The organism is Cohnella sp., from assembly GCF_041640265.1.
Lineage (GTDB): Bacteria > Bacillota > Bacilli > Paenibacillales > Paenibacillaceae > Cohnella.
Map to the genome: position 1 here is coordinate 22,917 of NZ_JBEQAP010000023.1, position 24,880 is coordinate 47,796.

The 24,880-nt window shown below is 49.0% G+C and carries 22 protein-coding genes; 21 read left to right on the forward strand and 1 reads right to left on the reverse strand.

What is annotated here, in order from left to right:
• Position 1 precedes the first annotated feature (1 nt).
• The 19 genes from ACESLK_RS16935 (at position 2) to ACESLK_RS17025 (ending at position 20,933) form a co-directional block, all read left to right on the forward strand.
• Positions 2-1,192, forward strand: a complete 1,191-nt coding sequence (locus ACESLK_RS16935; protein ID WP_373230797.1) for a LegC family aminotransferase — start codon at positions 2-4, stop codon at positions 1,190-1,192.
• On the forward strand, positions 1,189-2,352 hold the full coding sequence (gene neuC / locus ACESLK_RS16940) for a UDP-N-acetylglucosamine 2-epimerase (RefSeq protein ID WP_373230798.1): 1,164 nt from the start codon (positions 1,189-1,191) through the stop codon (positions 2,350-2,352). Before ACESLK_RS16935 ends, neuC begins: the two co-directional genes overlap by 4 nt.
• A gap of 33 nt (positions 2,353-2,385) precedes the next feature.
• A complete protein-coding gene (gene neuB / locus ACESLK_RS16945; RefSeq protein ID WP_373230799.1) occupies positions 2,386-3,468 on the forward strand; it encodes an N-acetylneuraminate synthase in 1,083 nt (360 codons plus the stop codon).
• Positions 3,462-4,106 carry an acetyltransferase gene (locus ACESLK_RS16950; RefSeq protein WP_373230800.1) on the forward strand — a complete coding sequence of 215 codons (645 nt, stop codon included), beginning with the start codon at positions 3,462-3,464 and terminating at the stop codon, positions 4,104-4,106. Before neuB ends, ACESLK_RS16950 begins: the two co-directional genes overlap by 7 nt.
• Positions 4,103-5,155, forward strand: coding sequence for a nucleotidyltransferase family protein (locus ACESLK_RS16955; RefSeq protein WP_373230801.1), 1,053 nt, complete (start codon positions 4,103-4,105; stop codon positions 5,153-5,155). The genes ACESLK_RS16950 and ACESLK_RS16955 overlap by 4 nt, the downstream gene beginning before the upstream one ends.
• Positions 5,152-5,838 carry an acylneuraminate cytidylyltransferase family protein gene (locus tag ACESLK_RS16960; protein WP_373230803.1) on the forward strand — a complete coding sequence of 229 codons (687 nt, stop codon included), beginning with the start codon at positions 5,152-5,154 and terminating at the stop codon, positions 5,836-5,838. The genes ACESLK_RS16955 and ACESLK_RS16960 overlap by 4 nt, the downstream gene beginning before the upstream one ends.
• Positions 5,839-5,980: 142 nt before the next feature.
• The gene (locus ACESLK_RS16965; RefSeq protein ID WP_115993872.1) at positions 5,981-6,178 is read left to right on the forward strand and encodes a cold shock domain-containing protein; all 198 of its coding nucleotides are present in this window, start codon (positions 5,981-5,983) and stop codon (positions 6,176-6,178) included.
• Between the two features lie 220 nt (positions 6,179-6,398).
• Positions 6,399-6,959 (forward strand): ribosome hibernation-promoting factor, HPF/YfiA family, encoded by a 561-nt coding sequence (gene hpf, locus ACESLK_RS16970; RefSeq protein WP_373230805.1) that lies wholly within the window; start codon positions 6,399-6,401, stop codon positions 6,957-6,959.
• A gap of 163 nt (positions 6,960-7,122) precedes the next feature.
• Complete coding sequence (gene secA, locus ACESLK_RS16975) at positions 7,123-9,636, forward strand: preprotein translocase subunit SecA (RefSeq protein ID WP_373230806.1); 2,514 nt, start codon at positions 7,123-7,125, stop codon at positions 9,634-9,636.
• Between the two features lie 45 nt (positions 9,637-9,681).
• A protein-coding gene (prfB, locus tag ACESLK_RS16980; protein ID WP_373230807.1) for a peptide chain release factor 2 occupies positions 9,682-10,801 on the forward strand; the annotation gives its coding sequence in 2 pieces (ribosomal slippage) (positions 9,682-9,759 and positions 9,761-10,801; 1,119 coding nt in all).
• A gap of 80 nt (positions 10,802-10,881) precedes the next feature.
• Complete coding sequence (locus ACESLK_RS16985; protein WP_373230809.1) at positions 10,882-11,802, forward strand: YitT family protein; 921 nt, start codon at positions 10,882-10,884, stop codon at positions 11,800-11,802.
• Positions 11,803-11,906: 104 nt separating this feature from the next.
• Positions 11,907-12,959 (forward strand): N-acetyl-gamma-glutamyl-phosphate reductase, encoded by a 1,053-nt coding sequence (gene argC, locus ACESLK_RS16990; RefSeq protein ID WP_373230811.1) that lies wholly within the window; start codon positions 11,907-11,909, stop codon positions 12,957-12,959.
• Between the two features lie 30 nt (positions 12,960-12,989).
• Positions 12,990-14,219, forward strand: a complete 1,230-nt coding sequence (gene argJ, locus ACESLK_RS16995; protein WP_373230814.1) for a bifunctional glutamate N-acetyltransferase/amino-acid acetyltransferase ArgJ — start codon at positions 12,990-12,992, stop codon at positions 14,217-14,219.
• Positions 14,220-14,233: 14 nt separating this feature from the next.
• Entirely contained in the window at positions 14,234-15,025 is a 792-nt protein-coding gene (gene argB, locus ACESLK_RS17000) for an acetylglutamate kinase (protein ID WP_373230871.1), read from the forward strand.
• 27 nt (positions 15,026-15,052) lie between these two features.
• Entirely contained in the window at positions 15,053-16,243 is a 1,191-nt protein-coding gene (locus tag ACESLK_RS17005) for an acetylornithine transaminase (RefSeq protein ID WP_373230816.1), read from the forward strand.
• Between the two features lie 46 nt (positions 16,244-16,289).
• Positions 16,290-17,222 (forward strand): ornithine carbamoyltransferase, encoded by a 933-nt coding sequence (gene argF / locus ACESLK_RS17010; RefSeq protein WP_373230873.1) that lies wholly within the window; start codon positions 16,290-16,292, stop codon positions 17,220-17,222.
• Positions 17,223-17,264: 42 nt separating this feature from the next.
• Positions 17,265-18,506 carry an argininosuccinate synthase gene (locus ACESLK_RS17015; protein WP_373230818.1) on the forward strand — a complete coding sequence of 414 codons (1,242 nt, stop codon included), beginning with the start codon at positions 17,265-17,267 and terminating at the stop codon, positions 18,504-18,506.
• A 136-nt stretch (positions 18,507-18,642) separates the two neighbouring features.
• Positions 18,643-20,064, forward strand: coding sequence for an argininosuccinate lyase (gene argH, locus ACESLK_RS17020; protein WP_373230819.1), 1,422 nt, complete (start codon positions 18,643-18,645; stop codon positions 20,062-20,064).
• A 203-nt stretch (positions 20,065-20,267) separates the two neighbouring features.
• Positions 20,268-20,933, forward strand: coding sequence for a hypothetical protein (locus ACESLK_RS17025; protein WP_373230821.1), 666 nt, complete (start codon positions 20,268-20,270; stop codon positions 20,931-20,933).
• A gap of 604 nt (positions 20,934-21,537) precedes the next feature.
• Here the strand turns inward: ACESLK_RS17025 and ACESLK_RS17030 are convergent.
• Positions 21,538-23,007 carry a VanW family protein gene (locus tag ACESLK_RS17030; protein WP_373230823.1) on the reverse strand — a complete coding sequence of 490 codons (1,470 nt, stop codon included), beginning with the start codon at positions 23,005-23,007 and terminating at the stop codon, positions 21,538-21,540.
• A gap of 243 nt (positions 23,008-23,250) precedes the next feature.
• Between ACESLK_RS17030 and ftsE the strand changes: the two genes are divergently transcribed.
• Positions 23,251-23,937, forward strand: coding sequence for a cell division ATP-binding protein FtsE (gene ftsE, locus ACESLK_RS17035; protein WP_373230824.1), 687 nt, complete (start codon positions 23,251-23,253; stop codon positions 23,935-23,937).
• On the forward strand, positions 23,927-24,844 hold the full coding sequence (gene ftsX, locus ACESLK_RS17040) for a permease-like cell division protein FtsX (protein WP_373230825.1): 918 nt from the start codon (positions 23,927-23,929) through the stop codon (positions 24,842-24,844). The genes ftsE and ftsX overlap by 11 nt, the downstream gene beginning before the upstream one ends.
• Positions 24,845-24,880 lie beyond the last annotated feature (36 nt).

Below are 24,880 nucleotides of genomic sequence, written 5' to 3' on the forward strand. Positions count from 1 at the left end.
CATGAAGAAAGATGCACAGCTATTAGGATCGACAATCGTCGACGTGATCAGGCAAATCGCCGGGAGCGATGACGGTGTCCTTCCTCTGCATGAACCCGAGTTTTCCGGAAATGAATGGTTATATGTCAAGGAGTGTCTGGATACCGGATGGGTTTCTTCCGCCGGGCGGTTTGTCGACCGATTGGAAGGCGAACTGGCCGCGTTCACGAACTCTCGGCACGCGGTTGCCGTTGTGAACGGTACGGCCGCACTTCATATCGCTTTGCTGTTGTCGGGAGTCAAGCCTGGCGATGAGGTAATCGTTCCGTCTCTTACTTTTGTAGCTACGGCGAATGCGATTGCTTATTGTCAGGCTGTTCCTCATTTTGCGGATGTTTCCACTTCGACGTTGGGGTTGGATGCGATTAGGCTGGGTGAATATTTGCGGGAAATTGGCGAACAAACACGTGATGGGGCATTGTACAACCGGAAAACAGGCAAGCGAATTCGCGCTATCGTCCCCATGCACACATTCGGACATCCTTTAGATATGGAAGCTCTTCTCAGTCTGGGGGAGCAATATGATCTCGCTGTCATCGAGGATGCAGCAGAGTCCCTGGGTTCCCTCTATAAAGGTAAATCGACGGGAACTTTCGGTCTTTTTGGAGTTCTAAGCTTTAACGGAAACAAGATCATGACCACAGGTGGAGGCGGGGCTATTCTCACTCAAGATAAGGAGTTAGCTGCGATGGCCAAACATCTGACGACGACCGCCAAAATTCCGCATTCGTGGTCGTTTGAGCATGATCGCGTCGGGTATAACTATCGGATGCCCAACATCAACGCGGCTCTCGGCTGCGCGCAGCTGGAAAAAGTTCCTGATTTTTTGACTCGGAAACGCCGTTTGGCGGATGCTTACGAACAACGTTTTCAGTCGGTGCCAGGTGTTTCTTTCTTCAAAGAACCCGATTATGCAACAAGCAATTACTGGTTAAATGCCATCATTCTGGAAACGGCTGATATCAGAGTGAGAGATGAGATTTTACAGCGCACCAACGAAGCCGGTATGTTGACAAGGCCTGTGTGGACGCCATTGCATCAACTTCCTATGTATCAACATTGTCCTCGCATGGAACTGCCAGTTACTGTCGATTTGCAAGGGAAGATCATTAACCTGCCAAGCGGTCCTTCGATCTTCAGGGAGGGAACATGAGAAAGCTATGTGTGGTAACCGGCTCCCGAGCGGAATCCGGGTTGCTTTACTGGTTGATGAAGGAAATACAGGATGATCCTGAGCTAGAGTTTCAGCTTGTCGTCACTGGGATGCATCTGTCTCCCGAGTTCGGGTTGACGTACCGCCATATCGAACAGGACGGTTTTCAAATCGATGCGAAGGTGGAAATGCTGCTTTCCAGCGACACTCCGGTCGGGCTCACAAAGTCGATGGGGCTGGGACTGATCGGGTTTGCAGATGCGTTTGAGCGTTTGCGCCCAGATACAGTTGTATTGCTCGGAGACCGCTATGAAATCATGGTTGCGGCCCAAGCGGCTATGATCGCCAGAATACCCATCGCCCATCTTCATGGCGGGGAAAGCACTGAGGGTGTTATGGATGAAGCTATCCGGCACTCCATAACGAAAATGGCGCATTTGCACTTTACCGCCACGGAGAAATACCGCCAAAGAGTGATTCAATTGGGGGAGCAGCCGGATAAGGTGTTTAATGTGGGCGCCGTAGGTTTGGATAATGTCCACCGTTTATCTCTATTGTCTCGGGAACAGTTGGAGCATTCTCTTACCTTTCAGCTGGGAAATCGCTGTTTTCTCGTCACCTACCACCCATTAACGTTGTCCCGTCAATCTCCTGCCGAGTATATGGAAATGCTTCTTCGTGCGCTAGATCATTTCAAGGATGCGAAGATCATCTTTACTAAATCGAATGCTGATACGGATGGCCGCATCATTTCACAGATGATCGATGAATATGTGAATAAGAACCGGGAGCGAGCAGTATCGTTCGTTTCTCTCGGTCAGTTGAAATATTTAAGTCTTCTGAAATATGTGGATGTGGTGATCGGAAATTCATCCAGCGGCATTTTTGAAGCGCCAATGTTTCACAAGCCTACGGTAAACATCGGACAAAGGCAGAAGGGCAGGGTAAAGGGTTCTTCTGTAATCGATTGCGGCGATACTTGCCAGGAGATTATTGAATCGGTGCAACTGGCATTGTCCCCGGAATTTCAAGCTAAGCTGCCGGAGTCTAAGTCCTTATACGGAGAAGGAAATTCTGCGCCGGTTGTTAAAGAGATATTAAAGACAATCCCTTTGGAAGGAATTTTATTTAAATCTTTTTATGAAGCTCGGATCACATAATCAGCTTATAATGCTTCTGAAGGAGGTATTGGAATGAGTTCAACCGTATTCATCATTGCGGAAGCGGGAGTCAATCATAACGGATCGCTCAACTTGGCGCTTAAGCTGGTGGAGAAAGCGGCTGAAGCTGGAGCGGACGCGGTGAAATTCCAAACCTTTAAAGCGGACAAGCTCGTTTCTCAGCATGCGGAGAAAGCGGAGTACCAGAAAAAGTTGACAGATCGGAATGAGTCGCAGTTGGAAATGATTCGTCGGCTGGAGTTGTCGGTCGCTGATCATCAAGCTATCATCTCTTATTGTCAGGAAAAGGGTATCGAGTTTCTTTCCACTCCTTTCGATGAAGATAGCTTTCGCCTGCTGGTTCATGAATTCGGGTTAAGAAAATTAAAGTTTTCATCCGGAGATTTGACGAATTTGCCTTTGCTGCTGGCGGCAGCTCGTTCGGGATGCAAACTTATTCTTTCGACGGGCATGGCGACGCTTGGAGAAGTGGAAGAAGCATTGGGAGCGGTGGCATTCGGATATACCGCTAGCCGAAATGAACAACCTTCTTTGCCCCTCTTTCACAACGCATACAGTTCTGTTGCTGGGCAGGAAGCGATCAAGGCCAATGTAAATCTTCTGCACTGCACGACGGAATATCCTACGCCTTATGATGACGTTCACTTAAACAAAATGACAACCATGAAGCAAGCATTCGGACTGCGCACGGGATATTCTGACCACACCTTGGGATGCGAAGTTTCGGCAGCGGCTGTTGCGCTAGGTGCGACCGTCATTGAAAAACATTTCACGCTGGACAAGACGATGGAAGGTCCCGATCATCAAGCATCGCTTGAACCTCATGAACTGGTGGAATTCGTCCGCCAGGTACGAAATGTGGAACGGGCTCTAGGCAGCCATGTGAAGATGCCGGCAGCATCGGAGATCCAAAACATGGTTCCAGCGAGAAAGAGCATTGTGGCCTCTCAATCGATTCAAGCAGGTGAGATACTAGACGAAACGAATCTAACTTGCAAGCGTCCGGGAACCGGGCTTCCTCCGTCTATGTACTGGGTGTTGTTAGGTCGCACCGCGCAGCGGTCCTACGAGATAGATGAGTTGATAGAATGGTGATAGATTCGAAGCCTATCATTTTACTGGGCGGCGGCGGCCACGCTCTTGTGTGTTTGGATTTGTTGATTCGCTGTAAACGGCAGATTATCGGTTATGTGGCGTTAACGCCTTCAAAACAAATAGAGAAGCAGTTGATTCCATTTATTGGAAACGAACTGCTTCCTGCGTCATACCCTCCACAAGATATTACGCTAGTGAACGGGGTAGGATGGGCCGTCGGTTCCTTTCGCAGGCAGCATCTTTTTGAAGAGATGAAACGACAAGGCTATTCTTTTGCAACGCTGGTTCATGATCATGCGGTTGTGGCGGAAAGCGTTATCCTTGCGGAAGGCGCGCAGGTGATGGCAGGAGCGGTTGTTCAGGCGGAAGCTTCGATCGGTGCTAACAGTGTGATCAATACTCGTGCGTCTGTCGACCATGAAAGCTGCATCGGCGACCATACGCATGTTGCGCCGGGAGTGACATTGTGTGGCGGCATCCATGTCGGAAACGGGGTTTTGATCGGCGCCGGGTCGACGGTCATTCAGGGTATTTCAATCGGAGAGCGCAGCGTGGTCGGCGCCGGATCGGTCGTCGTGAGAAACGTTCCGGCAGACACGCTTGTTGTCGGCCTACCAGCGAAGGAGAGAACTCGATGAAAAAAGCCGAAGATGTATTTATTTCCCCAGATACGACCATTCTGGAGGCTCTCCAAATTATTGATAGAGGATCTGTGCAGATTGCACTTGTCGTGGATGGAGAACAGTGTTTAATAGGAACGGTTACGGATGGCGACGTTCGGCGGGGTATTTTGCGAGGAGTCGGTTTGGATTTCCCTGTATCGCAAGTGATGAACCGCGAGCCGCGCACAGCTAAGATTGATATGGATAGGGACATGATCTTAAGCGTCATGCAGTATTTGAATTTACGCCAATTTCCCGTGCTGGACGAGACAGGCCGTGTTGTGCGGCTTGAACTGATTGATGAGCTATTGCAGCGGAACAGCCGGGACAATTGGGTCGTGCTTATGGCCGGGGGACTCGGGACGCGTCTGGGAGAACTGACGAAAGATTGTCCAAAACCTCTGCTGAAAGTCGGTACGAAACCGATTCTTGAAGTGATTCTGGAAAGTTTTATATCCAACGGGTTCCATCGGTTTTATCTATCCGTCAATTACAAAGGGGAAATGCTCAAAGACTACTTTGGAGACGGTTCGCGATGGGGTGTCGAAATCCGTTACATAGATGAAGACAAGCGTCTGGGTACAGCAGGAGCGCTCAGTCTGATTCCGGGAATTCCGGATCAGCCGTTGATCGTGATGAACGGAGATTTGTTGACTAGAGTAAATTTTCGCCAATTGGTAGATTTCCACGCGGATTCAAAAGCGAAGGCGACGATGTGTGTTCGAGAATACGAGATTCAAATTCCGTACGGTGTTGTCCAGGTGGATAATAACAGGCTGCGTAAAATCGAAGAAAAACCGGTACAAAAGTTTTTTATCAATGGCGGCATCTACGTCTTAGATCCCGAGGTACTTCAAATGATTCCGAAAGACACTTATTTCGACATGCCAAGCCTTTTTGAAGCGATCATCCAAAAGGAACTGCATACATCCGTATTTCCAATCCGAGAGTACTGGATCGATATTGGACGGATGGATGATTTTGAACGGGCGAATGTTGAAGTGTATCAAGAGGGGTTCTTATGATCTACGGTCAAAAAGTACTTGCCATCATCCCGGCTCGGGGAGGCTCCAAAGGAGTTCCACGCAAAAATATCCGCGAACTGGCAGGAAAACCGCTGATCGCATGGACCATTGCCTGTGCCTCTTCTTCCCGATATATTGACCGTTGCATCGTCAGCACGGACGATCCGGAAATTGCCGAAGTGTCCCGCCGTTTTGGAGGAGATGTTCCATTTATTCGCCCTGCAGACCTTGCGCAGGATGATACGCCCGGCATCGATCCTGTACTGCATGCGATCCGCGAAGTGTCCGGATATGATATTATTGTCCTGCTTCAGCCTACATCCCCGCTGCGGTCAGCCGCCGATATAGACGGTTGCTTGGAGTGTCTGGTCAATTCTGGCGCTTCCTCTTGTGTCTCAGTCACTACTGTGGATAAATCTCCTTTCTGGATGTATAACGTTAATGAAAACGGTACAATGAAACCATTGCTGGATGCTGAGGACCGGAACGTTTCTCGTCAAAAGCTTCCAGCCGTTTACGTTTTGAACGGGGCGGTCTACGTTTCACATCGCGAACATTTGGAAGAGCATACAGGTTTTTTGCAGCCCGAGACAAAAGCCTACATAATGCCTCGGGAACGATCTGTCGATATTGACACTTTTTTTGATTTTGCATTTGCCGAGATGCAATTGAAACTCATTTAAGGGGTTAAACTATTAAAAACAGAATGAATCCGCTTACAAAAAACCATTGACACAAATATTTCACAGATGTTATATTCGAATTGTGGGTTGGGCATTATTGCCTAGATTACACGCATTTGAATATGAAGGGAATGTTTAGCACATGCAAGGTAAAGTAAAATGGTTTAACGCGGAGAAGGGTTACGGCTTTATTGAAACAGAGCAAGGCGGCGACGTGTTCGTTCATTTCTCTGCGATTCAAATGGACGGTTACAAAGCTCTTGAAGAAGGCCAAACTGTTGAGTTTGATATCGTTCAAGGCGCAAGAGGCCCTCAAGCAGCTAACGTCACAAGAGTCTAATCATAACGACGCGTTGGCGTCGAACACTCATACAAGTTGTAGCATAATTGCAATAATATCTTGTCATGCCGCCCCGGAGAAATCCGGGGTATTTTTATTTTCTGTTAACAATTTCCACTCTATTATTTTAATTATCAAATAATTCAAATAAATCATCGGAATGTTTTGAAACGTATGCTTCGGGTATGTTATCATAGAGTCATGCAAAGGAGGAGTGCCCATGAAATACAACATTCGTGGTCAACGTATGGAAGTGACAGATGCTCTTCGAGATTACGTGGAGAAGAAGCTGAGTCGATTGGAACGGTATTTTGAAGTTCCTCCCCAATCCGATGTAAACGTAACCCTAAGCGTTACCAAAGGCCAGCAGGCCATTGAGGTTACGATCCCACTCCCTGGAGCGCTGCTTCGCGCCGAAGAGAAGAGAGAGGATATGTACGCATCAATTGACTTTGTAGTAGATAAGCTAGAACGACAAATTCGCAAACACAAAACGAAAATCAACCGTAATTTCCGTCAGGCCGGCTCTGCAAGAGCGCTCTTCAAGGAAGATACCGGCGGTCAAGGCGTAACGACAATCGTACATGATGAAGAAGATGATCTGGAGCTAGTAAGAACGAAGCGTTTTAACCTGAAGCCTATGGGTGTTGAAGAAGCGATTTTACAAATGAATCTAGTAGGCCACAACTTCTATGTTTTCGCGAATACGGAAACTAGGGATGTAAGTGTCGTCTATCGTCGCAATGACGGAAAATACGGACTAATAGAATCTGCTGAATAATACTTAAATAAACAAGCCTCGGCTCATTGAAGCCGGGGCTTTTTTGCTGGGCTAGAACCCTCATAATTTTACCAATCCCACCTCATTCCTTGCCCCCTTTTCACCAAACTGCTAAAATGAGAAGATGCTGTTAGACCCGGCCAGAGAGAGGGGTACTTCCTATATGCTCGGACTTGTCAAAAAAATATTCGGAGATGCCAACGAACGCGAAGTGAAGCGTCTTCTTAAAACTGTAGACCAAATTAATAACCTAGAGTCCACCATCAGCGAATTGAGTGATGATCAGCTTCGCGCGAAGACGGATGAATTCCGCGGTCGCCTTGCCAAAGACGACACACTGGAGGACATTCTGCCTGAGGCTTTCGCAGTCGTAAGAGAGGCAGCCAAACGCACGCTGAACAAGCGCCATTATGACGTGCAGCTTGCTGGCGGTATGGTTCTTCATCAAGGCAAGATTGCCGAGATGAGAACCGGTGAAGGGAAAACCCTCGTAGGTACGCTTTCCGTGTATCTGAATGCCTTAAAAGGCGAAGGCGTACATGTTGTTACCGTAAATGATTACTTGGCTCAGCGCGATAGCGCGGAAATGGGTCAAATCTATTCATTCCTAGGCATGACAGTAGGCTGTAATCTTCATGGACTTTCTCATGAGGAGAAGCAAGCTGCCTACGCGTGTGACATTACTTATGGTACGAACAATGAATTCGGGTTCGATTATTTGCGCGATAACATGGTTTTGTATAAGGAGCAGATGGTACAGCGCCCTCTTAACTACGCCATCATTGATGAAGTAGATTCCATTCTTGTCGACGAAGCGAGGACTCCGTTGATCATCTCCGGGCAAGCTCAGAAGTCGACGGAGCTCTATTATGCCGCTGACCGTCTCGTCAACAAACTTACGGATGTTGAGGATTTCACAGTTGATGTGAAGATGCGCAGCGTTGCCTTGACCGAGCACGGGGTCACTAAGGTAGAGCGTGCGCTTAATATCGAGAACCTGTTCTCGCACGATAACGTAACGATTAACCATCATGTCAATCAAGCGCTTCGCGCTCGTTATATTATGAAGCGGGACGTCGATTATGTCGTCCAGGACGAAGAAGTCATTATCGTCGACGAGTTTACCGGCCGTCTAATGGCAGGTCGCCGTTATAGCGATGGGCTTCACCAAGCGATTGAAGCGAAAGAGCAGCTTAAGGTTCAGAATGAGAGCATGACTCTTGCTACAATCACGTTCCAGAACTATTTCCGGATGTATCAGAAGCTTGCCGGTATGACAGGAACGGCGAAGACAGAGGAAGAAGAGTTCAAGCGTATTTACGGACTTGAGGTCGTTCAAGTACCGACGAATCGCCCGGCTATTCGTACCGACATTCCCGATGTTGTCTATAAATCAGAGAATGGCAAATACCGCTCGGTCGTCGAAGAAATTGTACGTCGTCATGCAACAGGACAACCTGTTCTAGTCGGCACGGTTTCCATCGAGAACTCCGAGCGAATCTCGGATATGCTCAAGAAGAAGGGGATCAGCCACCAGGTGCTGAATGCCAAGTACCATGCTGAAGAAGCTGCAATCATCTCAAACGCCGGTCAATATGGCACTGTTACAATAGCAACCAATATGGCAGGCCGCGGAACGGACATCCTTCTCGGCACCGGTGTAGTGGAAGTGGGCGGCCTTCACATTATGGGTACGGAGCGTCATGAATCCCGCCGGATTGACAATCAGCTGCGTGGGCGTGCTGGACGTCAAGGTGATCCGGGCTCCTCGCAATTTTACCTTTCCATGCAGGATGAGCTCATGCGTCGTTTCGGTGCGGATAACATCATGGGCATGATGGAGCGCCTTGGATTTGACGAGGATTCTCCGATCGAGAGCCGTCTGATTTCACGTGCAATCGAATCTGCCCAGAAACGCGTCGAGGGCAGTAACTTTGACACTCGCCGTATCGTTCTGCAATATGATGATGTTATCAACCTGCAACGGGAAAGAATTTACGGAGATCGCCGTGAAATTCTGAATGCGGAGAACATTCGCGAAATCGTTATGGGTATGATTCGTTCTGTCATTACGCGAGCGGTTGAGAGCCATTGCCCGGATAATGAGGTTCCGGAAGATTGGGACATGGACAGCTTGGTTGCGTATGCTCATGCTCACTTCCTGCCTGAGGATCGCCTGACCAAGGAAGATCTATGGGGCAAGGAAAAAGAAGAAATGATCGAGATGCTCATCCAGCTTGTCGAGAAGATATACGACGAGCGTGAAGAGAACATTGGGCTTGATACGATGCGTGAATTCGAGAAAGTTGTCGTTCTTCGCGCAGTAGACAGCAAGTGGATGGATCACATCGATGCGATGGATCATCTCCGTCAAGGGATTCACTTGCGCGCTTATGGCGGTAATGATCCGCTTCGCGAATATCAATTCGAGGGACATAACATGTTCCTCTCGATGATTGAACGGATTGAAGAAGAGATCACGATGTACATCATGAAGGCGCAAGTACAGAGTAATCCGAAGCGTGAAGCGGTAGCTGAGGGCCAAGCGGTAGATACGAAGGCTGAAGCAGGTCCGAAGAAGCCAGTTACGCGGAATGCTAACAGCGTCGGACGCAACGATCCGTGCCCATGCGGGAGCGGGAAGAAATTCAAATTGTGCCACGGACGCATAGAATAATCATATCCGTGCTCAGTGCACAAGACTCCATGAGGTGATTGGAACATGTTCGAGATAGATGTGTCCGTTAAGCAAGATCTTCGCGGTAACGCGAAGCGACTTCAGCAGCTCAGGGGGTCTCTTTGACTTAGATCTGAAGAAGGAGCTCATAGAGAACTATGAAGTGAAGATGAGCGCACCGGATTTCTGGGATGACAATGAGAAAGCCCAGGCTGTCATAGCCGACATGAATGCGATTAAGTCAGTCGTCGAGCAATTCGAGGGATTGGCGACGGAGTGCCAGGATCTAGAGGATATGCTAGAGATTCTTGAAGAGGAATCGGATGAATCGATGATCATAGAGTGGACGGAGAGCGTGAAAGCTCTAACCGGCAAAGTCGATTCCTTCGAGCTTCAATTGCTGCTTAATCAGCCATACGACAAGCTTGATGCTATTCTAGAGCTGCATCCCGGTGCAGGCGGTACGGAATCGCAAGACTGGGCTCAAATGTTATATCGAATGTATACCCGGTGGGCGGAGAAGCGCGGCTTCAAGGTAGAGCTGCTCGATTATTTGCCGGGAGACGAAGCGGGAATCAAGAGCGTTACCATCCAGATCAAGGGCTACAACGCATACGGTTATCTTAAGGCTGAGAAAGGCGTTCATAGGCTTGTACGGATTTCACCGTTCGATTCCGCCGGCCGCCGCCATACTTCATTCACTTCCTGTGATGTCGTGCCCGAGATTGATGATACGATCGAAATCGATATTCGATCTGAGGATCTGCGCGTCGATACGTACCGTGCGAGCGGTGCGGGAGGCCAACATATTAACAAAACAGACTCGGCCATCCGTCTAACACACATTCCGACAGGTGTTGTGGTCGCTTGCCAGACGCAGCGTTCGCAAATTAAGAACCGCGAAATGGCGATGAAGATGCTTAAGTCCAAGCTCTATGAGCTGAAGATTCAAGAGCAGGAGAAGGAGCTTGCCGCTGTTAGAGGCGAGCATTTGGATATCGCGTGGGGCAGCCAAATTCGCTCTTATGTGTTCCACCCTTACAGCATGGTCAAGGATCACAGAACATCCGTAGAAACCGGCAACATCGGTGCGGTTATGGATGGCGAACTAGATCCTTTCATTGATGGTTATTTACGACATCAAATAAAGCAGGAAGCTCAATAAGCGAGCCCGTTATGCATAATTAAGTCTGCAACTTCCAACACTTAATAAGTGGTGGAAGTTTTTTCATTGGAGGAGAACCCATGGCCCAGCATAATGATAAAGCTTCGTACTTACCTTCCGCGGTTAATAAACGCCGTACTCCCCGCTTTTCCCCGGGGACTCGTCGTCTCTTTAGCTATCTATCCATACTTATAGGTGCATTTCTGATCGCGCTAAGCTTTAATCTCTTCCTCCTTCCCAATCGTATCGCTTCCGGAGGAGTATCGGGTATATCCATCATTCTGAACAATCTCACGCATATTCCGCCGGCATTTACCCAGTGGGCGCTTAATATCCCTCTATTCATAGCGGGTGTTCTGGTGCTTGGGAAGCATTTCGGCATTAAGACGGCTGTAGGCTCGATTGTATTGCCTCTGTTCGTGCTTCTGACTGCGCACTTGGACCCGCCGACGAACGATCCGCTGCTTGCCTCGCTCTATGGCGGCTTTGGAGTGGGAATCGGTCTCGGACTTGTATTCCGGGGGCGGGGTTCGACAGGAGGGATGGATGTTGCCGCGCAGATCATACACCGTATTTTTGGAATTAGACTTGGATTGGCTATTGCATCTCTGGATGGGCTTGTCATTCTCTCAGCCGGTATATTCATCTCTTTGGAAAATGCTCTATACGCTCTAATCGGTTTATTCGCTACCAGCAAAACCATTGATCTTATACAAACGGGTCTTCAAACGTCGAAAGCCGCTTTTATCATTTCCAAAGATCCAGACCGCGTGTCCGGTGCTATCCTGCATGAACTAGATCGAGGGCTGACGAAGCTCTCGGGTGTCGGCGGTTATACCGGGGATACGCGTCCTGTCCTCCTCGTGGTTGTTGGCCAGAACGAGGTCATGAGACTGAAGGCGCTTGTCCGGGAAGCGGATCCGGATGCTTTCGTCATCATTAGTAATGCAGCTGAAGTATTGGGCGAAGGCTTTCATGACGAGCGGCATTCAAGAGCATGATTACGCTTAAAGAAATGGAATCCAACCATTGAATAAATAATACATTTGATGTATAATAATTCATAATTTCGATCTTACTTTTTTATATGCATGGAGGAGCTATTATGAATCCAATTAATATACGCGCGGCGATCGTGGGATCAACCGGCTACGGCGGCGTTGAACTCATTCGGTTGCTGCAATCGCATCCTTACGTTACCGTAACCTCGGTCATTTCTTCTTCTAATGCTGGATCACCGATAGCGCAGGGGTTCCCTCATCTAACGGAAATTCGCACCGACCTGTTGGACGGAGTGGATGTGGAGCTCATTAAGTCCAAGGCAGAAGTCGTGTTTCTAGCGACTCCCCATGGCATAAGCATGAAGCTGGCGCCGGAATTTCTTGCTGCTGGACTTAAAGTGATTGACCTTTCGGGCGACTACCGTCTGAAATCGGGCGATACTTATCGTGAATGGTACAAACATGAGCCTGCACCGCAAGCGGATGTAGAACGAGCGATATACGGACTCGCGGAAATATACGGCAAACACGTTTCCGGTGCGGATTTCATCTCGAATCCAGGCTGTTATTCCACGGCGACGCTGCTTGGTTTGTATCCTGCAGTTCAAGCAGGGTGGATTAAGCCGGACAGTATCATCATTGATGCGAAATCCGCTGTTTCAGGTGCAGGCCGGGGGCTGAATCTTAGCTCTCATTACTCTGAAATTAACGAGAATTTTAAAGCATATAAGCTGAATAAACATCAACATACGCCGGAAATCGAGCAAGTTCTTTCGGAGGCGGCAGGATTTCCTGTCATCACTACATTCACTACGCATCTGGTTCCTATGACTAGAGGAATCATGTGTACGATGTACGCGACGCTTACAGATAAACGTACGACTGCGGATTTCGTAGAGCTCTATCAACAGTTCTATGAAGGGCGGCGATTCGTACGGGTTAGACCAAGCGGCATTTGGCCGGCGACTAAGGAAGTATGGGGGACCAACTACTGCGACATCGGCTTCTCGGTTGATGAGAGAACAGGACGTATTACGTTTATCTCAGTGATCGACAACCTGGTCAAAGGCGCAGCCGGCCAAGCGATTCAGAATTTGAATTTGGCGATGGATTGGGATGAGACGTTAGGACTGCAATTCACCCCGGTTTACCCTTAATACACGGACGAGAGGAACGGACCGATTACCATGGGAGATAAGCTTTATACGATCGTTGAAGGTGGAGGCGTAACGACACCTAAGGGCTTTAAGGCTGGAGGCCTGCATTGCGGCTTGAAAAAAACAGAGCGACACGATCTTGGCGTTATTGTATGCGAGGTTCCAGCGACTGCAGCTGCGGTATATACAACGAATTTGTTCCAAGCGGCACCGCTTCAGGTGACGCGTAATGCCTTAAGCGAGGGCGGTATTCTGCGCGCGGTAATCGTGAACAGCGGAAATGCCAATGCCTGCACGGGAGCTCAGGGTGATGAAGATGCCAACACGATGCAAGCGAAAATGGCGGAAGCACTAGGCGTAAGTAAGCGTGAGGTAGCGGTAGCTTCAACGGGTGTCATTGGCGAGCTCCTGAAGATGGATCGTGTCATCCCGGGGATCGCTCAGCTCCCTTCGAAATTACGAGACGACGAACAAGGCTCCGATGACTTCTGTCAGGCGATTCTAACAACCGATTTGGTCAAAAAGGTTTCCTGTGTCAGCCTCATGGTGAATGGCAGGCAGGTTACGATTGCGGGAGCGGCGAAAGGCTCGGGAATGATTCATCCGAATATGGCGACGATGCTGGGCTTTGTAACAACGGATGCAAATATCGGAGCCCCGCTGCTTCAAGAGCTGCTGCGAGAAGTGACGAACGTCAGCTTTAACATGATCACGGTCGATGGCGATACGAGCACGAACGATATGCTGGTAGCGATGGCCAGCGGTTTGGCGGAAAATCAAGAATTGACGCGATCGCATCCAGACTTCCAAGCTTTCACGGATGGCTTGCGGCATGTATGCTCTGAGTTGGCCAAAGCGATCGCTCGCGACGGCGAAGGCGCGACGAAGCTGATCGAGACAACCGTGATCGGCGCGGCAACGGATGAAGCGGCTCAAGCGATCGCGAAGACGATAATCGGCTCGAGCCTGGTGAAATCGGCCGTATACGGCGCGGATGCCAACTGGGGAAGAATCATAGCCGCAGTCGGGCGGGCAGGTCAGCCGGTTAACGTAGGTACCGTAGATATCCGATTGGGAGACATTCTGGTGCTGGAGCAATCCCGGCCCATTCCTTTTGACGAAGAGATAGCATTAGAATACTTAAAAGGCGACACGGTTGGCATTAACGTAAACCTGAATATGGGCAGCGGGCAAGCGATTGCGTGGGGCTGCGATCTGACATACGACTATGTGCGTATTAATGCCGCTTATCGGACGTAAGGAGATCGGACATGATGAATAAACGACGATTCGTTATGAAATGTGGAGGCAGCACGCTTGCGGCGCTTCCGGATGCCTTCTTCGAGGAGTTGCGAGGGCTGCAGGAGCAAGGTGTTCAGCCGGTTATCGTTCATGGCGGGGGTCCTGCAATCAACGAGATACTGGGCAAACTCGGTATTGAAAGCCGGTTTATGAGCGGGCTTCGCGTGACGGATGAAGCGACTTTGGACGTTGTCGAGATGGTGCTGGCAGGACGCATCAACAAAGAAATCGTGCGTAAGCTTCAGAAGAATGGAGCGAAGTCCATCGGACTATCCGGTACGGATGGGAACCTTATTGGAGCTAAGCCAGTTGTCAACGCCCACGAAGTCGGACTGGTTGGTGACGTAACCGGAGTTAACGCAACATTAATTGAGGGTATTATTGAATTAGGATACTTGCCCGTTATTGCGCCCATCGGCATCGATGAAGCCGGTCAGCGTTATAACATTAACGCGGATACCGCCGCGGGAGCCATTGCCTCCCATCTTGGCGTGGATACGATGATCGTGGTGACCGATGTACCTGGCATTATGCGGACAGTGAACGGGGAGAAGGTCATTCTTCCTCAGGTTACTTTCGCAGACATAGAAGAGATGATCCGGAGTGAAGAAATATATGGCGGAATGATTCCGAAGGTGCGCGCCGCAATGAGCTGCCTGCATGGCAATGTGAAGGAAGTGCTCATTGTTGACGGTGCAGTGCCCCGTGTGCTTATCAAAGCGGTGACGGAAGGAAATATCGGAACCCGAATTGTGCGTTTGTAAATCGGTTAAGGAAAAGGAGAGATCGGGATGAGTGAGAGCGCGTTGTTTCCGACCTATGCAAGGTTTCCAATCACTTTGGTCAAGGGAAAAGGAAGCCGCCTTTGGGATGATCAAGGGAAGGAATATCTTGACTTCATGAGCGGCTTGGCCGTGACGAATCTCGGGCACGTTCCGGATGCGGTGAAGAAAGCCCTTGTGAGCCAGCTTGATGAGCTATGGCACGTATCCAACCTATTCAGCAATCCGAACCAGGAGAAAGCGGCAAGGCTGCTCGTCGATAATAGCTGTGCAGACGCGGTATTCTTCTGCAACAGCGGTGCGGAAGCGAATGAGGCGGCAATCAAGATTGCCCGCCGGTATCACCAGAAGGTGAAAGGCAATAATCGGTACGAGATTATCACCTTTAACCAATCGTTCCACGGACGGACATTGGCCACTCTAACCGCGACAGGTCAGGAAAAAGTTAAGGAAGGCTTCCTTCCGCTGCCGGAAGGCTTCCGCCATGTGCCTCTGCATGATATAGCCGCACTAGAAGCTGCCGTTAACGATAACACTGCCGCAATCATGCTAGAGCTTGTGCAAGCCGAGGGCGGTGTCATTACAGTTGATGCGGGTTTCCTCCGGGAAGTCCGTGCGCTGTGTGACCGTCATGGCATACTGCTAATCTTGGACGAGGTTCAGACGGGCATGGGGCGTACGGGTAAAATGTTTGCCTATGAGCACTATGACGTTGAGCCTGACGTGTTTACTTTGGCAAAAGGAATCGGAAGCGGGTTTCCCGTTGGAGCAATGCTGGCTAAGGCGCATGTCAAACCAGCGTTTACTCCTGGCGCTCACGCCACCACTTTCGGAGGCACGCCCATCGCGATGGCTGTTGTTGCAGCTACGATTGAAACGATGCTGCAGGAAAAAGCGGTTGAACGCGCTGCCGAAGCCTCTAAGTATCTGCTTGCTCAGCTTCAGCAAAATCTGAACGATCTTCCGAACGTTGTGGAGGTTCGCGGTAAAGGGCTATTGATCGGAATCTTGCTTACCGACCCTGCGGCCGAGTTGATTGCGGAGCTTCATAACCGGGGTTTGCTAGTCGTACCGGCAGGTCCCAACGTCATACGGTTACTCCCTAATCTGCTAGTTACACGCGAGGATATAGATACAGCGGTTAGCCTAATCGCTGCAGTACTTACGGAACAGGCGGCGGCGAAATCCGTCAGCTCCTAAAGAAGTGGAGGGATTTATTTTGCAACCAACTGCAATCTTGGAAGAAATGTCCGCGCAGCTGAAGGGCCGCGATTTTCTTGGACTAACTGATTATTCGCCGGAAGAGATCCGTTACTTGTTGGATTTAGCCATAGAGCTCAAGCGCAAGCAGAAGTCCGGAGAGGTCTATCAACCGCTTAAGGGCAAGTCGCTGGGTATGATTTTCGAGAAATCGTCGACACGTACCCGCGTTTCCTTCGAGGTCGGCATGTATCAGCTGGGCGGTCACGCCCTGTTCCTCAGCCGTAATGACATTCAGATGGGGCGGGGCGAAACGATTCGCGATACTGCCCAGACGATGTCCCGTTACTTAGATGGCATTATCATCCGGACCTTTGGTCACCGCAATGTCGTTGAATTAGCCCGCGGTGCGACGATTCCCGTCATTAACGCCTTGTCTGATCGTGCCCATCCCTGCCAAGCGCTCGCGGACTATCAAACAGTGCTCGAGTTAAAAGGGAAGCTGGAAGGGCTCAAAATCGCGTACATCGGCGATGGCAATAACATGACCCACTCTCTTATGATGGGGGCAAGCAAGCTGGGTATGCATTTCGCCTGCGCTTCTCCTGAAGGTTATGAGCCAGATCCGGAAGTGGTGAAGTCCTCCAATGAAGTCGCGGCGGAGACCGGGGCTAAGATTAACGTCGTAAGAGATGCCCGGGAAGCGGTTGAAGGCGCCGATATCATATACACGGACGTATGGGCGAGCATGGGCTTTGAGGAAGAGCAGAAGGAACGCGAAAAAGCGTTCAAAAATTACCAAGTAAATGAAGAACTCGCTAAGCATGCCAAGTCCGATTACCTGTTCATGCACTGTCTGCCCGCCCATCGCGGGGAAGAAGTGAGCGAAGGTGTGATCGACGGCAAGCACTCCGTTATTTTCGATGAGGCCGAGAACCGCTTGCACGCACAGAAAGCGATCATGGCTGCAATCATGTAATTAACAAGTACATTCCATTTTCCGAAGGAGCTTTCATTCCACATGGCAAAAAATAAAATCGTTCTAGCTTACTCCGGAGGCCTCGACACCTCCGTAATCCTAACTTGGCTTAAGGAAACCTATGATGCCGAGATCATTACCTTCACCGCGGATATCGGCCAGAAGGACGAACTGGACGGACTAGAAGAAAAAGCGCTCAAAACAGGCGCCTCCAAGGTGTACATCGACGATCTTCGCGAAGAGTTTGCTAAGGACTTCATCTATCCGATGTTTCAAGCGGGTGCGCTGTATGAAGGACAGTACCTTCTGGGTACTAGCATCGCTCGCCCGCTCATAGCTAAGCGCATGGTAGAAATCGCAATTGCTGAGGGTGCAACTGCAATCGCTCATGGCGCTACAGGCAAAGGAAACGATCAGGTTCGTTTCGAGCTAACGGCTGCTGCGTTAACTCCGGATATTGAAGTCATCGCTCCATGGCGTAACGAAGAGTTCCGCAAAGCTTTCCCGGGACGCGCAGAAATGATCGCATATGCAGAGAAGCATGGCATCCCTGTTCAAGCATCGGCCTCCAAGCCCTATTCGACGGATCGTAACCTTCTGCATATCAGCTTCGAGAGCGGAATGCTTGAGGATCCTTGGTTTGATTCCAGCGCGGCTGATGTAGAAGACATGTATGTGCTTAGCGTATCCCCTGAGAAAGCACCGGATCAAGCGGAGTATATCGAGCTCGATTTCGAAGGCGGCGACTGCGTTGCGGTTAACGGAGAGAAGCTGAGCCCGCTGGCTGTAATGGAGAAGCTTAACGAAATCGGCGGCAAGCATGGCGTGGGCCGTGTGGATATGGTGGAGAATCGCTTTGTCGGCATGAAGAGCCGCGGCGTGTATGAAACGCCGGGCGGAAGTATTTTGTTCACCGCCCATCGGAAAATGGAGTCGCTAACCATGGATCGCGATGTCATGCATTTGCGCGATTCCTTAATCTCTAAATATAGTACGTTAGTGTATAACGGATTCTGGTTCGCGCCGGAGCGCCTAGCCATTCAGGCTTTGGTGGATGAGAGCCAGAAGAATGTTACAGGTACCGTACGCCTGAAGCTGTACAAAGGAAATATCATGGCAGCAGGCCTGAAAAGCCCGGTCAGCCTCTACAACCCGCACATCGCTACGATGGAAGCGGACCCGACGCAGGCTTACGACCAAGGCGATGCAACTGGTTTTATCCGCTTGAATGCGCTGCGGCTGAAGGTTTCTTCAGCCATAACCGGCGCTTCCGGCATTAACTGATAAAGACAAAAGGGAGAACCTGGCGCGAAGCCTGCCGAACCATCCCCCGCTGAAGTCGGGGCTATGCGGGAGACACCTTCGCAGGGACTCCCCTTTTGTCGTTAGAAGTGTAACGATAGAGAGGGGTTTACTTACCATGAGCAAGCTGTGGGGCGGACGTTTCACTAAGAAAACCGATCAATTGGTTGAAGAATATACAGCATCCATTACCTTTGACAAAGAGTTGGCCGAGGAGGATATTCAAGGCAGCTTGGCACATGTGACGATGCTTGGCAATTGTGGTATTCTGTCTGCTGAAGACGTTGAGAAAATCAAGGATGGACTTCTAAAGGTCCGTCTTCGTATTCAGAGCGGAGAGCAGAAGTTCCTTGTTGCGGATGAAGATATCCATATGAATATTGAGAAAGCATTAATAGATGAGATCGGTCCAGTGGGCGGTAAGCTTCACACCGGCCGCAGCCGCAACGATCAAGTAGCGACGGATATGCATCTCTATCTGCGTAAGCGGGTCGTCGAGTTCGTTGATCAATTACAGAAGCTGCAGGCTGCGCTCATCGGACAAGCTAAGCAGAACCTCGACACCATCATTCCGGGTTATACTCATCTACAGCGGGCGCAACCCATTCTGTTTGCTCACCATTTGATGGCGTATGTGTCAATGTTCGGACGCGACATCGAGCGTTTGCAGGATAGCTATAAGCGAATCGATACATTGCCGTTAGGTGCAGGAGCGCTAGCGGGCACGACGTTTGCGATCGATCGTCATTATACTGCAAAGCAGCTGAACTTTGGCCGTGTTTACGAGAACAGCTTGGATGCCGTTAGCGACCGCGACTTTATCGTGGAATTCCTTAGCGGCGCTTCGCTTATCATGATGCATTTGTCGCGCCTAAGTGAGGAGTTAATTCTCTGGTCTAGCACGGAGTTTCAATTCGTGGAGCTGGACGACGCCTTCTGCACAGGCTCAAGCATCATGCCGCAGAAGAAAAACCCGGATGTACCGGAGCTCGTCCGTGGCAAAACAGGACGCGTATACGGAAATTTGGTTGGTTTGCTGACCGTTCTCAAGTCGCTTCCGCTGGCCTACAACAAGGACATGCAGGAAGATAAAGAGGGTATGTTCGATACAGTTAAGACCTTGCAGGGTGCTCTTCAGCTGTTTGCTTCCATGATCGAGACGATGAAGGTTCGCAAGGAAAAGATGCGTCGCGCGGTTGACCAGGATTTCTCGAACGCGACGGATATTGCAGACTTCCTCGTGAATAAAGGCCTGCCTTTCCGTCAAGCGCACGAGGTCATCGGTAAGACCGTCCTCTACTGCATTCAACAGAACAAGTTCCTCCTCGACCTCACCTTAGAGGAGTTCAAGCAATTCTCGCAACTGTTCGACGATCGTATATACGATGTGCTTCAACCGGAGGCTGTTGTTAATGCCCGTAACGTTTACGGCGGTACCGCAACTCCACAGGTCGAAGCAGCCATCGAGCGCGCCGAAGCGGAACTGACTCGCACAATAGCGTGGACGTCGGAGTACGTAAAGAAGTCTGGACTAGTGTGACTTTGAGTGTTATTTAGGATTAATGTTATAATCGTAACAAGTGACGAAGAACGTCTCGACCATCCTAACAGGGTGATTTCGGGGCGTTCTTTTTTGTCTTTCTAGACTGTCAGAATGTATTACTTTCTATGCCCATATACACTTCTGATAACTTAGGACGGCGAAACTGTTTTACTTGTAAGTCTATATGAGGAGGGGTTAGTGTGAATTTTGACCAAGCGCATGAAGTATTTCTGAACAGCCATTTGGGTCGGCGAACCGGGGAACGAAGGGGGAGATTAGAACGGGGTCACGGTCATGGTGAGAAGCTGTTCCTCCAAAATATTTGGTGGATCCTAAAAGGGAATTTCGAGGGAATGCACCCGGAGTATGAAATTGTAGACTGGCGGGGGAAATCCTATTTTGGGGATTTTGCTTATATACCTAGAATCGGTCCGAAGTTTATATGGGAGATTAAGGGGTATACCAAACATATAAAAGAAATGGATAGGCAAGGATTTGGCAATGAGTGTAAACGGGAGTTATTTCTCGCGGGTCTCGGATTCCAAGTCATTTCAATTGCGTACGACGATATCGTTCAGCAGCCTGAGATAATCATTGCATTGTTTCGCATGCTGCTAAGCCGGTATGAATCCATTCAGATGGAACCGGAGCCGCTTTTGTTCGCAGAGAGTGAAGTAATCCGTCTGGCGATGGTACTATCCCATTCAGTTCGGCCGAAAGACGTGACAGTGGAGTTACGAATGAATCATCGCAGGGCGGTGGGGTTGCTTCAGTCATTAAGTGATCGGGGCTGGTTCCGTCCAGTCCAAGGAAATTCTGGCGCAAGAGTCGTTCGTTACGAGCTTCTTCGAAGCGTATTTAAGTGAGAGGAATGATGTGTGAATGACGAGATGGAAAATGTAGATAGTTCCTGCTATAGAGTGAAAATGTGTCAGCATGAAGAAATAGTGCGTATATGCATTTATTTTATTTCTAAGTGGATGGTTGGACCGAAATAACAACATAGTGCATCTATTTAACCCGATATCTATCATTTATTTGATATTCACACTTTTTAGCTGCAATATGCTGTTATTCTTCGAAAATAGGCAAGAATTGTTTGATTAGATGCATTTATGCGATTATTTTTAATTTAGTTCCGAGTCTACGTGAATAAAGCAGGATGGGCCTCATTAGAAGAGGAACATCCTGTCCCGCCAACCCCGCCAACCCTGCATGTCGCATTCGCAATCATGTATCTCAGCTGTGGAGCTTTATCACCACATCTATGTCCAGACTCCGCTAATCACTTCTAAAAGTTAACCCGCCAGCCCCTCATTCCCACTCTGAGCTAACGGGATAACCACAAAAAAACAGTGTCACCCCGCAGCCTAAGCCCGCGTACGACACTGTTTTCCAGCACTGAAATAACAATATCATTATATAATTATAAACTATTATATCCCCCAACCGACCCATACAGCTGCCAGCTCAGATAGGCTCAACAGGTCCGTCCGTTCCTTCTGGAGCAGGGGTCGCTCCTGGTGTAGGCGTGCTGCCATCCAAGTTCAATCTTGGGTCATGCGGATTCACTGCAATCATTGTATCCTGAGAGCGGTAAGTGTCCTTGGATAACTTCTTGCGCTCCACTAACTCGCCGCTAACCAACTTCAATAAGTACGATTCCACGACGTAACCTGAGGAGCCTTTTTGCAGGGTTTCCTGCTTACCTAAGATCAGCTTATCATTGGCGACATAAACGATCTTGGGAGGATTCTCTTTCACCTGCTCCGTTTCCGTTCGATAGGAAACATCCTCCGGCTTCGTTCCGAATAGCTTCACAGTCACTTTTTTGCCTATCACTACAGTGCGAATTAATAATTGCTTACCCGTCGAGTTCCGAAATTTGAAGTTAATATACCCGTCCGCGAATGTTGCATCAAGCCCCTTAGGCAAGTAGCCGACGACGAGGGAATGGTTGCGGCGCTCAACAATGTCGAGTCCAGCTAACAAAGCTGCATTATAAAGTGTGCTGGAAACCTGACAGATCCCGCCGCCGATACCGGGCGTTAATTTACCTTTGAGTATAACGGGAGCTTCCTTATATCCATATTCTTTATCCGCTTTGGCAACGATTTTTCCATATTCGAAAATCTCATCCGGCAACAAAAGTGTCTCATTTAATGCTTTGGCAGCAGCCGTTACGTTATGCGTACGTCCCTCGCCGCTAGTAGAAAAGTCAGTTGTGAATTCAATTATTTTACGTTCAATACCTTCTTCCTTAAGCTTAGCTAATGTAATTTCGGGAGCAGTTTGAATGACTGGCAGTTCAATGGTTATATCTTCGATCTCTTCAACCGATCCTGCAGCCAAGCTCTTCGGTTCGTACGTCTTCACCTTCACCAGCAACGCCGGTATATCCAACTTCGTACCAATGACCTCTGAAGTATAGACAACCTCGTCTCGTTCGTTAATCGTTCGCGTAGCTTCCTTCGGCGGCAGTCCAGCTGCCTGGCTCCAGGAGGAGGTGGCCTCCTTCTGGAACATCTCTTCATCCCAAGTCACATGGATGTCGTAGCTGCTCTTCATCTTATTCTGATATCGTATGAGGGCACGTTCCCACCAGGAGGCATCGCGGAAGTCTTCGATGGCCTTGACTGCGTCCGTAGCATCTATATGCATACCTAACTCCTCAAGTGTACGTGTGGAATCCGACAACGAATCGCCGATAGTTCCATTAACCGTGGGAGGCGTTACTGTAACCGTGACTTTTTCCAACTTTGCAACTTGATTCTGTATCTGTCTAAGCGATTCATCCGCTGTCTGCCCTCCAACTGCCAAGCCTCCTACATGAGTACCCTCCGGCATCGTTTCATCGCTTCCATAATAAATGGTTCCGCCTGCCCCAGCCGCAATAATGAGCAGCGCGAGCAGACAGGTGATTAACCAACCTTTTCTCATTGTGCATCCATCTCCATTCCTTACTGCTATCTTCCAAAACTTTCTAATTATATATACTTCAAAACATTCACTTCGTTTTCCTAAAAGATTAGAAATTTCTTAAAATTTAGTTAAAGAGCTTACCCCGCATAGGATCGAGCCGTATAAAACGACAAAATCCCCTACAAAAATCTCGACAAAGAAAGGATTATAAGGCATGATGTCGAAGTTACTTAAGTCTGAATCTTAACAGGAAGTGATACCGTGATTGATATGCATGACATCTGGAAGACTTATCCCGATGGTACAACAGCCCTTCAGGGAGTTAATGTTGTCATTGATCGTAACGAATTCGTATACATTGTCGGCCCGTCCGGTGCGGGAAAATCCACGTTTATGAAGCTGATTTACCGAGAGGAAGTGCCGACAAAAGGGCAAATTTCCGTGAATGGCTTCAATATAGGTAAGCTTAAGCATCGCAAGATTCCGTACGTTCGACGGAACATCGGCGTCATTTTTCAGGACTACAAGCTATTGCCTAAGCTATCGGCTTATGAGAATGTAGCCTTTGCAATGGAGGTTATTGAAACCCCTCGGCGCACGATTAGACGTCGCACTATGGAAGTATTGGAGCTAGTCGGCCTAAAGCACAAAGCGAACAGCCTGCCAGCGCAGCTATCCGGTGGAGAACAGCAGCGTGTCGCGATCGCACGGGCAATCGTGAATAGTCCAGCTGTTATTGTCGCGGACGAGCCTACAGGAAATTTAGACCCGGAGACCTCTTGGGGCATTATGAACCTGCTAGAGGAGATCAATTTCCGCGGAACAACGATTGTTATGGCGACCCACAACAAAGAGATCGTGAACACGCTCCGTAAGCGCGTAATCGCGATCGAGAAGGGTTCGATCGTTCGTGACCAGCAGAGAGGGGAATACGGTTATGAAATTTAGCACCGTTACCCGTCACGTTCGCGAGGGCTTCAAGAACGTTGGCCGCAATGGCTGGATGACATTCGCCTCTATGAGCTCCATAGCTGTGTCGTTATTTATACTTGGTATCTTTATGCTGCTTGCCCTTAACGTAAACAAGCTGGCAGATCAAATAGACAGCCAAGTTCAGATTAGCGTTTACCTTCAATTGGATATAGAGAAGACGAAGATTGATGAAGTTGAAAGAATGATTAAACGGATTCCCGAAGTAAAGCTTGTCACTTTTGTTTCTAAGGAAGAAGGATTAAATCGCTTCCGGGAAAGCATGGGGGAAGACGGTAAGGAAGCGTTGGAAGGCTATGAAAAGGAGAACAACCCTTTACCGGACTCCTTTGAGGTTGAAGCGTTCGACCCTCAGCAGATCGCTTTTATAGCCAAGCAGATCGACGCCATTAACTTAATGGATACAACCAAGCCCATTACTAAGGTGAAGTATGGCAAAGATACGATCGAGAAGCTATTCACTATTACCAATGCGGTTCGAAATATTGGGTTTTTCATCGTGCTGGGTCTAGCCGTAATGGCGATGTTCCTCATCTCGACGACAATCAAGATGACCATTATAGCTCGTCGCCGCGAGATATCGATTATGAAGCTTGTTGGTGCGACGAATAGCTTCATCCGTTGGCCGTTTTTCATTGAAGGGGCGGTTATCGGGTTTGGCGGATCTATTCTAAGTACTGCCATCCTGCTTTTTGGATACACCCAACTAGTGAAAACGACAACCGCGAATGTTGGCTTACTGATGATTCAATTCTCGACGGTAGATGAGGTCATGTGGTTGGTCGGAGGAACGATTGTTACGCTTGGAACACTGTTAGGAATTTGGGGCAGTACGATTTCCGTTCGCAAATATTTAAAAGTTTAACCATTATTAACCTTTAATTATATCTGGTAAACCTTA

Coding starts and splice junctions, on each gene's coding strand:
- ftsX (WP_373230825.1), top strand. CDS start 23,927: ATGAAATTTAGCACCGTTACCCGTCACGTTCGCGAGGGCTTCAAGAAC.
- ACESLK_RS16985 (WP_373230809.1), top strand. CDS start 10,882: ATGGCCCAGCATAATGATAAAGCTTCGTACTTACCTTCCGCGGTTAAT.
- secA (WP_373230806.1), top strand. CDS start 7,123: ATGCTCGGACTTGTCAAAAAAATATTCGGAGATGCCAACGAACGCGAA.
- neuB (WP_373230799.1), top strand. CDS start 2,386: ATGAGTTCAACCGTATTCATCATTGCGGAAGCGGGAGTCAATCATAAC.
- ACESLK_RS17015 (WP_373230818.1), top strand. CDS start 17,265: ATGGCAAAAAATAAAATCGTTCTAGCTTACTCCGGAGGCCTCGACACC.
- ACESLK_RS16965 (WP_115993872.1), top strand. CDS start 5,981: ATGCAAGGTAAAGTAAAATGGTTTAACGCGGAGAAGGGTTACGGCTTT.
- ACESLK_RS16935 (WP_373230797.1), top strand. CDS start 2: ATGAAGAAAGATGCACAGCTATTAGGATCGACAATCGTCGACGTGATC.
- argF (WP_373230873.1), top strand. CDS start 16,290: ATGTCCGCGCAGCTGAAGGGCCGCGATTTTCTTGGACTAACTGATTAT.
- ACESLK_RS16960 (WP_373230803.1), top strand. CDS start 5,152: ATGATCTACGGTCAAAAAGTACTTGCCATCATCCCGGCTCGGGGAGGC.
- argJ (WP_373230814.1), top strand. CDS start 12,990: ATGGGAGATAAGCTTTATACGATCGTTGAAGGTGGAGGCGTAACGACA.
- hpf (WP_373230805.1), top strand. CDS start 6,399: ATGAAATACAACATTCGTGGTCAACGTATGGAAGTGACAGATGCTCTT.
- ACESLK_RS16950 (WP_373230800.1), top strand. CDS start 3,462: ATGGTGATAGATTCGAAGCCTATCATTTTACTGGGCGGCGGCGGCCAC.
- argB (WP_373230871.1), top strand. CDS start 14,234: ATGAATAAACGACGATTCGTTATGAAATGTGGAGGCAGCACGCTTGCG.
- argH (WP_373230819.1), top strand. CDS start 18,643: ATGAGCAAGCTGTGGGGCGGACGTTTCACTAAGAAAACCGATCAATTG.
- ACESLK_RS17005 (WP_373230816.1), top strand. CDS start 15,053: ATGAGTGAGAGCGCGTTGTTTCCGACCTATGCAAGGTTTCCAATCACT.
- neuC (WP_373230798.1), top strand. CDS start 1,189: ATGAGAAAGCTATGTGTGGTAACCGGCTCCCGAGCGGAATCCGGGTTG.
- ACESLK_RS16955 (WP_373230801.1), top strand. CDS start 4,103: ATGAAAAAAGCCGAAGATGTATTTATTTCCCCAGATACGACCATTCTG.
- argC (WP_373230811.1), top strand. CDS start 11,907: ATGAATCCAATTAATATACGCGCGGCGATCGTGGGATCAACCGGCTAC.
- ACESLK_RS17030 (WP_373230823.1), bottom strand. CDS start 23,007: ATGAGAAAAGGTTGGTTAATCACCTGTCTGCTCGCGCTGCTCATTATT.